Below are 12,754 nucleotides of genomic sequence, written 5' to 3'. Positions count from 1 at the left end.
CGTGAATCCAGAAACTCCTGTCGCGGCCGAACTGCCGCAAGAACCGTCGGCGCCCGCCGCGGCACCTGCCCGTTACGACGCGCAGCCCCTCCACCCGAAGCTCCTGCGCGCCGTCGCGGATGCGGGCTACGAGACGATGACGCCGATCCAGGCCAAGGCGATCCCGATCGTCCTGGCCGGCCGTGACGTGATGGGCGCGGCCCAGACCGGCACCGGCAAGACCGCCGCCTTCTCGCTGCCGCTGCTGCACAAGATGATGCGGCACGAGAACGCCAGCGCCTCGCCGGCACGCCATCCGGTCCGCGCACTGGTGCTGGCCCCGACGCGCGAACTCGCCGACCAGGTCGCCAACAACATCAAGGCCTACGCCAAGCACACGCAGCTGCGCGTGGCCTGCGTCTTCGGCGGCATCGACATGGCGCCGCAGACGGCCGAGCTCAAGCGCGGCGTCGAGGTGCTGATCGCCACGCCGGGCCGCTTGCTGGACCACATCCAGATCAAGAACTGCCAGCTCGGCCAGGTCGAGTACGTCGTGCTCGACGAGGCCGACCGGATGCTCGACATCGGCTTCCTGCCCGACCTCCAGCGCATCCTGAGCTACCTGCCCAAGTCGCGCCAGACGCTGCTGTTCTCGGCCACCTTCTCCAACGAGATCAAGAAGCTGGCGCAGAGCTACCTGCAGGATCCCGTCCTGGTCGAGGTCGCCCGGCCCAACGCCACGGCCACCAACGTCGAGCAGCGCTTCTACAGCGTCTCCGACGACGACAAGCGCTCGGTGGTGCGCCAGCTGCTGCGCCAGCGCGAGCTGTCGCAGGCCATCATCTTCGTGAACTCCAAGCTCGGCGCCGCGCGCCTGGCGCGCAGCTTCGAGCGCGACGGCCTGCGCACCGCCGCGCTGCACGGCGACAAGTCGCAGGACGAACGCCTGAAGGCGCTGGAAGCCTTCAAGCGCGGCGAGGTCGACCTGCTGGTCGCCACCGACGTGGCCGCCCGCGGCCTGGACATCGCCGATCTGCCGGCGGTCTTCAACTTCGACATCCCGTTCAATGCCGAGGACTACGTCCACCGCATCGGCCGCACCGGCCGTGCCGGCGCCTCGGGCCTGGCGGTGTCGCTGGCCACGCGCGACGATGCCCGGCTGGTCGCCGACATCGAGAAGCTGATCAAGAAGAAGATCGACCTCGAACCGATCGAGCTGGAAGACGACCGCCCGGCCCGCCGGCCGCGTCGGCGCGAGTTCGACGACGTGCCGGAAGCAGCCGCGCCGCGTCCGGTCGAGCCCGCGCACGCCCCGGCGCCGCGGCCGCAGCGCAGCAGCTCGCGTCACCACGACCCGTTCTTCGATCGCCCCTACGAGGCCGATCCGAACGCGCAACCGGGCTGGGACGGCGCTGCGTCGTCGGCCGCGAACGCCCAGGGCGAACAGGGCGGCGGCAACGCCCAGGCCAACACCGGCATGGGCCGGCTGGTCAAGCAGAAGCGCAAGGTCGCCTCGCTGCTGGGCGGCAAGCCGACCGGCGGCTGAGTCGGCACCTCCCGGCCGGCCTGACCTCAGGTCGCCAGGAACGAGAACACGGCCGGCAGATCGGCCGGCAAGGTCGGGAGATCCTGGCGCCACGCGGAGACGCGGCGGGTCAGGCTGAAGCCGCCGGGCAAGGTCAGGCCACAGGCGATGTTGAGCTGCGTGTCGGGAGACAACGTGGCGACCAGCGCCTCGACCAGGGCCGCATTGCGGTACGGCGTCTCGATCATCAGCTGGGTCTGCTGCCAGCGGCGCGAATGGGTTTCCAGCTCGCGCAGGCGTGCCGCACGCTCGGCCTTGTCGACCGGCAGGTAGCCGACGAACGCGAAGCTCTGGCCATTCAGGCCACCCGCTGCGACCGCCAGGATCAGCGAACTGGGGCCGGCCAGCGGCACGACTGGGACGCCCAGTGCATGGGCCTCGCGCACCAGACGGGCGCCCGGATCGGCCACCGCCGGCAGACCGGCCTCGGACAACAGACCGATGTCGTGACCGGCCAGAGCCGGCGCGAGCAGCGCCTTCCAGTCGGGATCGGGCGCCTTGGCGCCGCCCTTCGGCGGACGCGGCAGTTCGGTCATCTGCAATGCCTGCAGCGGCTGCGCCAGCGGCACGATCGCCTGAACGCGCTTGAGCAGGGCCCGCGCGCTGCGGGCGTTCTCGACCACCCAGTGCCCCAGCCCGGCCGCGACCTGCAAGGCGCCGAGCGGCAGGACCTGCTGGACGTCCAGCGCCTGGGAGACCTCCGCCGGCAGACCGTGGTCCAGCGTGTTCGGGACGAGGTAGAGGCGACCGACGCGCGACGGCGTCGACGGACGATCAGCAGCCATGCAGCGCTCCGGCGGTCAGGACGGGATTGAGCCCGGCCGCACGCAGCAGCCGGCAGGTGGCGATCAGCGGCAAGCCGACCAGCGCGGTCGGATCGTCGCTGCGGATGGCGTCGAGCAGGCCGATGCCCAGCGTCTCGCACTTGGCGCTGCCGGCGCAGTCGTAGGGCTGTTCGAGCCGCAGGTAGGTCTCGATCTCGGCGCGGTCGAGCGCCCGGAAGACCACCTCGACCGGCACGCGGACGACCTGCTCGTAGGCGTCGTCACCACCGCGCACCAGCGCCAGGCCGGTGTGGAAGGTGATGGCCCGGCCACTCATGCGCAGCAGCTGGGCCATGGCGCGCTCGTGCGTGTGGGGCTTGCCGACCGGCTCGCCGTCGCAGGCGGCGACCTGGTCCGAGCCGATGACCAGCGCGTCGGGATGCAGGCGGGCGACCGCCCGGGCCTTGGCCCGCGCGAGGCGCTCGCACAGCGCGGCCGGCGACTCGCCCTCCAGCGGCGTCTCGTCGACGTCGGGAGCCACGACATCGAAGGGCACGCGCAGGCGCTGCAGCAGTTCACGCCGGTAGGGCGAGGTCGACGCCAGGATCAGGCGAGGCGGGATGGGCAGGGGCTCGGTCACGTCGGAAGGCACCAGGTTCGGCTGAATCGAGGGGCGGATTGTTGCCGCTGCGGCGCCAGCGGCCACGCACGACGGCCACAGGGTCGTCGAAGGGCCGGCACGTAAACTCGCGCCGATGAAGACCGAATTCAAGCCCAGCCGCCTCGACGTCCGTGCCTTTGCCGAGTCGGGCGAGACGCTGTCGGGAACGCTCGCGCTGCGCAGCCTCGATCGCCTGAACGAACTCCTCCACGGCGACGCGGCCGGCGAGATCCGCTGGGAGGCCAGCGGCGAGATCCAGCAACGCCTGGGCGCGCCCGAGGAAGTCTGGCTGGACCTGCGCATCGAGGCCGACGTGCCGATGGAATGCCAGCGCTGCCTGGACACGGTGGCGATCCCGGTCGAGATCGATCGCCCCTTCCTGTTCGCCGCCGACGAGAAGGCCGCCGCCGAGCTGGACGCCGAATCCGACGAGGACGTGCTGGTGCTCAGCCGGGCCTTCGACCTGATCGCGCTGATCGAGGACGAGGTGCTGCTGGCCCTGCCGATCGTGCCGCGCCACGAGACCTGCCCGCAGCCCGTGCCGGTCAGCTTCGAGGCCGACATCGGCGACGACGAGACGGCCGAGCCGGCCCGCCCCAACCCGTTCGCGAAGCTGGCCGCATTGAAGAAGTCAAGCGGCTGACTGGGCAGCCGCCACGGGCGGTGATAGAATCGCGGGCTTTTCCGTTCGGACCCACGCCTTTGCGCCGGGCCGCAGCCGACAGATCACGACGATCGGTCAGGCGTGCCGGCCCTCTCGGAGGGGTTGCACAGGGGTCCAGCTACTACACCGCACAGCACCGGGGTCCGGCCACCAGGCACCCGGCTACCAGATTCCAGGAGTCCGCCATGGCTGTCCAGCAAAACAAGAAGTCGCCTTCCAAGCGCGGCATGCACCGTTCGCACAACGCCCTGACCAACCCGGGCACGGCGATCGAGCCGACGACCGGCGAAGTGCACCTGCGCCACCACATCAGCCCGAACGGCTTCTACCGTGGCCGCAAGGTGCTGAAGACCAAGGCTGACGCCTGATCCGGCGTCGCCTGTTCTCTCGTCACCGATCACCCACCCTCGCTTGCGTGGCGTCGCGGCCTTGCGTCCGGCAAGGCTACGGCCGGCGCCGGTCGGCGGCCTCGCGATGACGCGCTGCTCCTGAAGCGGATGCGCCTGTCGTGACCACCCTGCCCGCAAGTCCTGACGTCGTGGACGCTCCTGCCCGCATGAACCGCCCGGTCCGCCTTTCGGTGGACTGCATGGGCGGTGACCATGGCCCGTCGGTCACGCTGCCGGCGTGCAAGGTTTTCCTCGACAAGCATCCGCAAGCCGAGCTGATCCTGGTTGGCAAACCCGGCGCACTTGCTGCGGCGGCCGGCTGGGCACGCGTGCGCATCGTCGATGCGTCCGAAGTCGTCGAGATGGACGACCCGGTCGAGATCGCGCTGCGCAAGAAGCGCGACTCGTCGATGCGCGTGGCCATCCAGCAGGTCAAGGGCGATGACGCCCCGGCCGATGCCTGCGTGTCCGCCGGCAACACCGGCGCGCTGATGGCGGTCGCCCGCTACCTGCTCAAGACGCTCGACGGCATCGACCGCCCGGCCATCGCCTCGGTGATGCCGAACCAGCACGACAGCTACACGACGATGCTGGACCTGGGCGCCAACGTCGACTGCAGCGCCGAACACCTGCTGCAGTTCGCGATCATGGGCAGCGCCCTGGTCGCCGCCGTGGACGGCAAGGAAGCGCCGACCGTCGGCCTGCTCAACATCGGCGAAGAGACGATCAAGGGCAGCGAAGTGATCAAGCAGGCCGGTGAACTGCTGCGCACCGCGCACGCCAGCGGCCTGATCAACTTCCACGGCAACGTCGAGGGCAACGACATCTTCAAGGGCACGACCGACCTGGTCGTCTGCGACGGCTTCGTCGGCAACGTCGCGCTGAAGACGGCCGAGGGCCTGGCGACGATGCTGTCGAACTTCATCAAGCAGGAGTTCACCCGCACGCCGCTGACCAAGCTGGCCGCGCTGGTGGCCATGCCGGTGCTGAAGCACTTCAAGGACCGGGTCGACCACCGCCGCTACAACGGTGCGGCGCTGCTGGGCCTGCGGGGCCTGGTGTTCAAGAGCCACGGCTCGGCCGACGCGATGGCTTTCGAGAACGCGTTGAGCCGCGCTTATGATGCCGCCCGAAATCGGCTGCTGGATCGTGTGCACCAACGCATCGACATCGCGATGAAGACCCTGCCGGGATCGTCGATCGCCCCAGCGGCCGAGTCCGCCCCATCGTCGCGTCAAGCCGCATGAGCCTTCCCGGGGCAACCCGCCGGTCGGCCTACGGCACGCGCAGCACGAAGAAGCCCAAGTGAGCACCTCTACGCCGTCTCGACACACGCGCATCGCCGGCACGGGCTCCGTCCTGCCGCCGCGACGCCTGACCAACGCCGACCTCGCCGCGCAGCTGGCCGAGCGTGGCATCGAGACCACCGACGACTGGATCGTCGAGCGCACCGGCATCCGGGCCCGCCACTTCGTCGACACGGGCACGAATTCCAGCGACCTGGCCGTGACCGCCGCCCATCGCGCGATCGAGGCGGCCGGCCTGCAGCCCGCCGACATCGACCTGATCATCGTGGCCACGTCGACGCCCGACATGGTCTTCCCGTCGACCGCCTGCATCGTGCAGCGCAAGCTGGGCATCACCAGCGGCGCTCCCGCCTTCGACGTGCAGGCCGTCTGCTCGGGCTTCATCTATGCGCTGACGACCGCTGACGCGCTGATCCGCACTGGCACCGCCCGCCATGCGCTGGTGATCGGCGCCGAGGTGTTCTCGCGCATCCTCGATTTCAACGACCGCACGACCTGCGTGCTGTTCGGCGATGGCGCCGGCGCCGTCGTGCTGTCGGGCAGCGACACGCCCGGCATCCTCGCCACCGACCTGCACGCGGACGGCCGCCATGTCGAGATCCTGTGCGTCCCGGGCACGGTCTCGGGCGGCGAGATCCTCGGCCAGCCGCTGCTGCGCATGGACGGCCAGGCCGTGTTCAAGCTGGCCGTCGGCGTGCTCGAGAGTGCCGCCCGCGCGGTGCTGGCCAAGGCCGGCCGGCAGGACAGCGACATCGACTGGCTGATCCCGCACCAGGCCAACATCCGCATCATGCAGGGCACCGCGAAGAAGCTGAAGCTGCCGCTGGACAAGCTGGTCGTGACGGTCGACGAACACGGCAACACCTCGGCCGCGTCGATCCCGCTGGCGCTTGACCAGGCCGTGCGCAGCGGCCAGGTCAAGCGCGGTGACACGCTGATGCTCGAAGGCGTCGGCGGCGGCTTCACCTGGGGCGCCGTTCTGGTCGACTACTGATCGAACGTCTGTATCAGGCCGGTGCCGCTCGCGCCCTGGCCACTAGAACCTCTCCATCCTTCCCATCGGAACACTCACCATGACCGCGTTCGCCTTCGTCTTCCCGGGCCAGGGTTCCCAGTCGGTGGGCATGCTGTCGGCCTGGGGCGACCACCCCGCCGTGCGCAGCACGCTCGATGAAGCCAGCGCCGCGCTGGGCGAGGACGTCGCCGCGCTGATCGCCAACGGCCCCAAGGAAGCGCTGGACCTGACCACCAACACCCAGCCGGTCATGCTGACCGCCGGCATCGCCTGCTACCGCGCCTGGCTCGCCGAAGGGGGCGCCGTGCCGGCTGCCGTCGCCGGCCATTCGCTGGGCGAGTACACCGCGCTGGTCGCCGCTGGCGCGCTGACGCTGGCCGACGCGCTGCCGCTGGTGCGGCTGCGCGCCCAGGCGATGCAGGACGCCGTGCCGGTCGGTCAGGGCGGCATGGCCGCGATCCTCGGCCTCGATGCCGACATGGTCCGCCAGGGCTGCGCCCAGGCCGCCGCCGAATCCGGCGAAGCCGTCGAGGCCGTGAACTTCAACGACCCGAAGCAGACCGTCATCGCCGGTAGCAAGGCCGGTGTCGAGAAGGGCTGCGAAGTGCTGAAGGCGCTGGGCGCCAAGCGCGCGCTGCCGCTGCCGGTGTCGGCGCCGTTCCATTCCAGCCTGATGAAGCCCGCCGCCGAGCGGCTGCGCGAGCGCCTGGTCGCGATCGCGATCGCGGCCCCGCAGATTCCCGTCGTCAACAACATCGACGTGACCGTGCAGACCGATGCCGACGCGATCCGCGACGCGCTCTATCGCCAGGCCTTCGGCCCCGTGCGCTGGGTCGAGCTGGTTCAGGCGCTGAAGGCGCGCGGCATCGGCCATGTGGTCGAATGCGGCCCCGGCAAGGCGCTGGCCGGCATGGTCAAGCGCATCGACGCCGAACTGGTCGCCGCCAACCTGTTCGATCCGGCCAGCCTGGCCGAGGTCAAGACGCTGCTGGGCTGACGCGCCGGCATCCCTCACAAGAAGACGAAGACGGAAACCGACATGACGTCCACCCCTGCCCAGATCGCTCTCGTCACCGGCGCCAGCCGCGGCATCGGCCGCGCGATCGCGACCACGCTGGCTCAGCGCGGCTACACCGTGATCGGCACGGCGACGACCGAATCCGGTGCCGCCTCGATCACCGAGGCGCTGGCGCCGCACGGCGGCCGCGGCATCGCGCTGAATGTGACCGACGGCCCGGCGCTGGACGCGGCCATCGACGGCATCGTCAAGCAGCACGGCGGTCTGCACGTGCTGGTCAACAACGCCGGCATCACCCGCGACATGCTGTCGATGCGCCTGAGCGACGAGAGCTGGGACGCCGTCATCGACACCAACCTGAAGGCGGTCTTCCGCGCCTGCCGCGCGGCGATCAAGCCGATGATGAAGCAGCGCCAGGGCCGCATCATCAACATCACCTCGGTGGTCGGCGCGGCCGGCAACCCGGGTCAGGCCAACTACTGCGCCTCGAAGGCCGGCGTCGCGGGCCTGACCCGTTCGCTGGCCCGTGAACTGGGTGGCCGCAACATCACCGTCAACTGCGTCGCGCCCGGCTTCATCGCCACCGACATGACCGAGGTCCTGCCCGAGGCCCAGAAAGCCGCGCTGATGGCACAGATCCCGCTCGGTCGCCTGGGCTCGCCCGACGACATCGCCGAGGCCGTGGCCTTCCTGGCCTCGCCGGCCGCCGGTTACATCACCGGTTCGGAATTGCACGTCAACGGCGGCATGTTCATGAACTGAGCGTCGTTGCGGCGACACTCGCGGGGGCCTTGCGCCACCACAGTTCAGTACACCCGGCCGGTCGACTTTCGTCCTGCACGGCCACCGGGTGAGTCCGGAAGACCCGATCTTCCGAACCTTTAGAATCGCAGGCTGTTTTTGTTACCCCCTCCTGGAGGAGAACCCGTCATGAGCGACATCGAAGCACGCGTCAAGAAGATCATCGCCGAGCAACTGGGCGTGGCCGAAGCTGAGGTCACGAGCGAAAAGGCCTTCGTGGCCGACCTGGGCGCTGACTCGCTCGACACCGTGGAACTGGTGATGGCCCTCGAAGACGAGTTCGGCATCGAGATCCCGGACGAAGAGGCCGAGAAGATCACCACCGTCCAGCTGGCGATCGACTACGCCAAGAACAACGTCAAGGCCTGAGCCCCGCTCAGCCTGATGCCACGAGCACCCTTGCAGCACGTTCTCGCATGACCCGTCGCCGCATCGTCGTGACCGGCCTCGGCCTCGTGACCCCCGTGGGGAACACGGTGGCCGAGTCCTGGGACAACCTGATCGCCGGCCGGTCCGGCATCGCGCCCATCAAGCGCTTCGACCCGTCCAACCTGGCCGTGCGCTTCGCCGGCGAGGTCAAGGACTTCCGGATCGAGGACTACATCCCGGCCAAGGAAGCCCGGCACATGGATGCCTTCATCCACTACGGCATCGCAGCGTCGCTGCAGGCCGTGGCGGATTCGGGCTTGCCCACCGGTGACGCCCTGACCGAGGAACTCGCCGAGCGCATCGGCGTGATGGTGGGTTCGGGCATCGGCGGCCTGCCGATGATCGAGAACACCCACGACGAATACCGTGACCGCGGTGCCCGGCGCATCTCGCCGTTCTTCGTGCCGGCCTCGATCATCAACATGATCTCGGGCCATGTGTCGATCCAGTGCGGCTACAAGGGCCCGAACCTGGCCATCGTCACCGCCTGCACGACCGGCCTGCACAGCATCGGCGCGGCCGCGCGACTCATCGAGTACGGCGATGCCGACGTGATGATCGCCGGTGGTGCCGAATCGACGATCTCGCCGCTGGGCGTCGGCGGCTTCGCGGCCGCCCGCGCCCTGTCGACGCGCAACGACGATCCTGCGACCGCCTCGCGGCCGTGGGACAAGGATCGCGACGGCTTCGTGCTCGGCGAAGGTGCCGGCGTGATGGTGATCGAGGAGTACGAACACGCGGTCCGGCGTGGCGCCAAGATCTACGCCGAAGTCGCCGGCTTCGGCATGAGCGGTGATGCGTATCACATGACCGCGCCGAACGTCGACGGCCCGCGCCGCTCGATGCAGGCCGCCTTGCGCAATGCCGGGGTCAACCCGGACGAGGTCCAGTTCATCAACGCACACGGCACCTCGACGCCGCTGGGCGATGCGAACGAGACCAATGCGATCAAGCTGGCCTTCGGTGACCACGCCAAGCGCCTGGTGGTGAACTCGACCAAGTCGATGACCGGCCACCTGCTGGGCGGTGCCGGCGGCATCGAGTCGGTGTTCACGGTGCTGGGCCTGAAGAACCAGATCTCGCCGCCGACGATCAACCTGCACAACCCGGATCCGGATTGCGACCTCGACTACTGCCCGAACACGGCACGCGAGATGCGCATCGACGTGGCGGTGAAGAACAACTTCGGTTTCGGCGGCACCAACGGCACGCTGGTGTTCCGCCGGGTCTGAACGACATCACAGCCACCCGTCACGGCAGCGGGGACGACCATGAGCGCCCCGTCTGCCACAAGGAACCCATCTTCCCGATCGACACGTTCCGTCCGTTATCCGCTCGGTCCCGAACGCCGCTGGCAGCACCTGCTCTCAGCGGCGTTCCTGCTTCTGCTGCTGACCGAGGTGACCTGGTGGTCCGCCCATCTGCAGGCCGGCCGTTCGCCCGGGTGGCTCATGCTGGTCGCCGCACTGCTGGTGCCGGCCGATGTCGTGCTGGCTCGGGCCTGCTGGCGACTGGGCACGCCGGCAGCCCGTCTGCTGGCCTGGACCGGCCAGACCTGGCAGTTGCTCGATGGCGCCGGGTCGATCGCGCCCGCGACGGTCGGGACGCTCTCGGTCGTCATCGACCTGGGCGACTGGCTGCTGCTGCGCCATCGTTCGGTCGACCGTCGCACGACCTGGCTGGCCGTCGGCGCCACGGCGTCACCGGGGCGCTGGCATGCCTTGCGCGTCGCGCTGGCCGACAGCCGCCGACCCGGCAGGGAGGTCCGGCATGACGGCGATGCAGCCTGATCCGGACGCCGCGCTGGTCGACCGTGCCCGTCAAGGCGACGTGCGCGCCTTCGAGATGCTGGTGCTCAAGTACCAGCGCCGGATCGAGCGCCTGATCGGGCGCTTCATCCGCGATGCCGACACCGTCGCCGACGTGGCGCAGGAGTCCTTCATCCGCGCCTACCGGGCGATGCCGCAGTTCCGCGGCGAAAGCGCCTTCTACACCTGGCTCTACCGCATCGCCGTCAACACGGCCAAGAAGGCGCTGGCGCACCAGAAGCGTGAGATCGTCATCAGCGAAAGCGCACTTGCGGGCAACCGGCAGGACGACGAGGAAACTTACCGCCCGGAACACGATCTGACCGACGGCGAAACCCCGGAGGCGGTGCTGGCCAGTCGCGAGATCGCTCGCACGGTCAATGCCGCCATCGAGGCCTTGCCCGAGGACCTGCGTCAGGCCGTGCTGCTGCGCGAGGTCGAAGGACTGTCCTACGAAGACATCGCGCAGGCGATGGACTGCCCCATCGGAACGGTGCGTTCGCGCATCTTCCGGGCCCGGGAAGCCATCGCGAAGCGGCTGCGTCCGCTGCTGGGCACGACCGAAGGACAACGCTGGTGAACACGCCCCTCGCATGGAGCCCCGCATGAGCGAGACACCCGAACCGAATCCGAACGACGACGACCTGGACGCCGAGCGCCTGTCCGCGCTGCTCGACGGCGAACTGGACCTCGACGATGTCGCACCCCTGAGCGCTGCCTGGGGCCGTGATGCCGGGCTGCGCGACCAATGGCACGCCTACGGCCTGATCGGCGACGTGCTGCGCACCGGCGAACCGACCCGCACGCCGGCGCATGACCGGCAGTTCATCGAGTCGTTCCGGGCCCGTCTGGCCGAGGAACCGGTGGTGCTGGCGCCGCAGCCCCGCGCCACGCCCGCGCTGGCCGAACCTGCCCAGGTCATCGCCCTGCCCGTCCCCGCCAGACGCCAGATCCGCTGGCGGCGCCACGGCATCCCGGCAGCCGGCATCGCGGCCGGCCTGGCCTTCGTCAGCGTGATGGTCTGGAAGCTGCCGCAACCCGCCGAACCGGTGCGCGAACTCGCCATCGTCCAGCCGCCGGTGGCCGCCTCCGCCACGGCGGTGGCCGCACCCGACAGCAACAGCGCGCCGATGCGCTCCTACCTGCAGGCCCACCGGGCCATGACCGCCGGCTTCGCGATCGACCCCGGTCCCGGCCAGCTGCGCCGCGTCGCCCAGGAACAGGTCGCCCGATGACACACGGCCGGTCCGTCCTGAACGCGGCGGGCACCCGAACCGCGTGGCGGTGGCTGACGTGGCTGCCGGTCCTGCTGGTGATGCTGTCGACGCTGCCCGTCATGGCGGCCCCGGCGGGTGTGGCGTCCGGTCCGCCCGGCGATGCGGCCGCGCTGGTGCGACGCATCCAGGACGCCGCGGCGCGTCACAGCTACAGCGGCACCTTCGTCGTCGGCGCCGGTTCCCAGGTCACCAGCCTGAGGGTCACCCATGTCGGCCATGCGAACGACCAGATCGACCGCATCGAGGCGCTCGACGGCGAGCTGCGCCAGGTCTATCGCCACAACGACCGGGTCCACGTGCTCTGGCCGCGCCTGCATGCCGCGCTGGTCGAACAGCGTGATCCGGGCCTGAACCTGCCGGGCCAGATCGCCGGCGGCAGCACGCCCCGGCTGGACATGTACGAGCTGCAGGCGGCCGGCAGCGACCGCATCGCCGGCCACGAGGCCAGCGTGGTGGTGCTGCGCCCGCGCGACGCGCTGCGTCACGCCCAGAAGCTCTGGCTCGATGCCGCGACCGGGCTGCTGCTGCGCACCGACATCCTCGACGATCAGGGCCGCGTGCTGGAGTCGGCCGGCTTCTCGGAGCTGCGCTGGGTCCAGAAGCCGGCCGCCCAGGACCTCCTCGGCGAGATGCATCGCCTGAAGGGCTACCGGGTCGAGAAGTCCGAGGTCGTGACGACCGAACTGGCCCGCGAAGGCTGGGCCTTGTCGCAACCCGTGGCCGGCTTCCAGGTGTCCTACACGGTTCGACACCCGCCCGGACTCGCCGGTGTCGGCGGTGGCGCCATGCCGGCCGAACACGTCGCGACCAGCGGCAAGCCCGCTCGCGAGGTCGTGCAGGCCGTGTTCAGCGACGGCCTGACCAGCGTTTCGCTGTTCGTCGAGCCGCATGACCCGGCGCGCCACGGTCAGACCGAGAAGTCCAGCCAGCAAGGCGCGACGCAGCTGCTCGGGCTGCGTCAGGGCGACTGGTGGATCACGGCGGTCGGCGATGTGCCGCGCGCGACGCTGCAGGCCTTCGCCACCCGGCTCGAGCGACGCCGCACCCCTTGATCCAC

General features: G+C 69.9%; 15 protein-coding genes. 13 read left to right on the top strand and 2 right to left on the bottom strand.

The annotated features are described in order from the left end of the window. Position 1 precedes the first annotated feature (1 nt). Positions 2-1,525: a DEAD/DEAH box helicase gene (locus ACWA7K_RS21860; RefSeq protein ID WP_456164284.1), complete on the top strand. Its 1,524-nt coding sequence runs from the start codon at positions 2-4 to the stop codon at positions 1,523-1,525. A 26-nt stretch (positions 1,526-1,551) separates the two neighbouring features. On the opposite strand, the gene ACWA7K_RS21855 is transcribed toward ACWA7K_RS21860, so the two are convergent. After that, a complete protein-coding gene (locus ACWA7K_RS21855; RefSeq protein WP_456164282.1) occupies positions 1,552-2,349 on the bottom strand; it encodes an SAM-dependent methyltransferase in 798 nt (265 codons plus the stop codon). Beyond that, positions 2,339-2,968: a Maf family nucleotide pyrophosphatase gene (locus tag ACWA7K_RS21850; RefSeq protein WP_456164280.1), complete on the bottom strand. Its 630-nt coding sequence runs from the start codon at positions 2,966-2,968 to the stop codon at positions 2,339-2,341. The genes ACWA7K_RS21855 and ACWA7K_RS21850 overlap by 11 nt, the downstream gene beginning before the upstream one ends. Positions 2,969-3,083: 115 nt before the next feature. Between ACWA7K_RS21850 and ACWA7K_RS21845 the strand changes: the two genes are divergently transcribed. The 12 genes from ACWA7K_RS21845 to ACWA7K_RS21790 all read left to right on the top strand — a co-directional run bounded on the left by ACWA7K_RS21845 (position 3,084) and on the right by ACWA7K_RS21790 (position 12,749). Further along, positions 3,084-3,632 (top strand): YceD family protein, encoded by a 549-nt coding sequence (locus ACWA7K_RS21845; RefSeq protein ID WP_456164278.1) that lies wholly within the window; start codon positions 3,084-3,086, stop codon positions 3,630-3,632. A gap of 206 nt (positions 3,633-3,838) precedes the next feature. Beyond that, positions 3,839-4,021 (top strand): 50S ribosomal protein L32, encoded by a 183-nt coding sequence (gene rpmF / locus ACWA7K_RS21840; protein ID WP_130483482.1) that lies wholly within the window; start codon positions 3,839-3,841, stop codon positions 4,019-4,021. 188 nt (positions 4,022-4,209) lie between these two features. Further along, on the top strand, positions 4,210-5,289 hold the full coding sequence (gene plsX / locus ACWA7K_RS21835; RefSeq protein WP_456164276.1) for a phosphate acyltransferase PlsX: 1,080 nt from the start codon (positions 4,210-4,212) through the stop codon (positions 5,287-5,289). Positions 5,290-5,347: 58 nt separating this feature from the next. Continuing rightward, positions 5,348-6,343 carry a beta-ketoacyl-ACP synthase III gene (locus ACWA7K_RS21830; protein ID WP_456164274.1) on the top strand — a complete coding sequence of 332 codons (996 nt, stop codon included), beginning with the start codon at positions 5,348-5,350 and terminating at the stop codon, positions 6,341-6,343. A 79-nt stretch (positions 6,344-6,422) separates the two neighbouring features. Further along, a complete protein-coding gene (gene fabD / locus ACWA7K_RS21825; protein ID WP_456164272.1) occupies positions 6,423-7,361 on the top strand; it encodes an ACP S-malonyltransferase in 939 nt (312 codons plus the stop codon). Between the two features lie 42 nt (positions 7,362-7,403). Then, on the top strand, positions 7,404-8,144 hold the full coding sequence (gene fabG, locus ACWA7K_RS21820; RefSeq protein WP_456164270.1) for a 3-oxoacyl-ACP reductase FabG: 741 nt from the start codon (positions 7,404-7,406) through the stop codon (positions 8,142-8,144). Positions 8,145-8,312: 168 nt separating this feature from the next. After that, positions 8,313-8,552 (top strand): acyl carrier protein, encoded by a 240-nt coding sequence (gene acpP, locus ACWA7K_RS21815; RefSeq protein ID WP_012345645.1) that lies wholly within the window; start codon positions 8,313-8,315, stop codon positions 8,550-8,552. 47 nt (positions 8,553-8,599) lie between these two features. Further along, entirely contained in the window at positions 8,600-9,844 is a 1,245-nt protein-coding gene (fabF, locus tag ACWA7K_RS21810; RefSeq protein WP_456164267.1) for a beta-ketoacyl-ACP synthase II, read from the top strand. Between the two features lie 219 nt (positions 9,845-10,063). Further along, entirely contained in the window at positions 10,064-10,402 is a 339-nt protein-coding gene (locus tag ACWA7K_RS21805) for a hypothetical protein (protein WP_456164265.1), read from the top strand. After that, entirely contained in the window at positions 10,383-11,000 is a 618-nt protein-coding gene (gene rpoE, locus ACWA7K_RS21800; protein ID WP_456164263.1) for an RNA polymerase sigma factor RpoE, read from the top strand. The genes ACWA7K_RS21805 and rpoE overlap by 20 nt, the downstream gene beginning before the upstream one ends. A 25-nt stretch (positions 11,001-11,025) precedes the next feature. Beyond that, a complete protein-coding gene (locus ACWA7K_RS21795; protein ID WP_456164261.1) occupies positions 11,026-11,655 on the top strand; it encodes a sigma-E factor negative regulatory protein in 630 nt (209 codons plus the stop codon). Next, positions 11,652-12,749, top strand: a complete 1,098-nt coding sequence (locus ACWA7K_RS21790; protein WP_456164259.1) for a MucB/RseB C-terminal domain-containing protein — start codon at positions 11,652-11,654, stop codon at positions 12,747-12,749. Before ACWA7K_RS21795 ends, ACWA7K_RS21790 begins: the two co-directional genes overlap by 4 nt. The last annotated feature ends 5 nt before the right edge of the window (positions 12,750-12,754 follow it).

This window comes from Leptothrix mechoopdaensis (SeqCode), assembly GCF_053893855.1.
The sequence above is the reverse complement of the archived record's forward strand: the minus strand, read 5'-3'. Positions and strand labels throughout refer to the sequence as shown.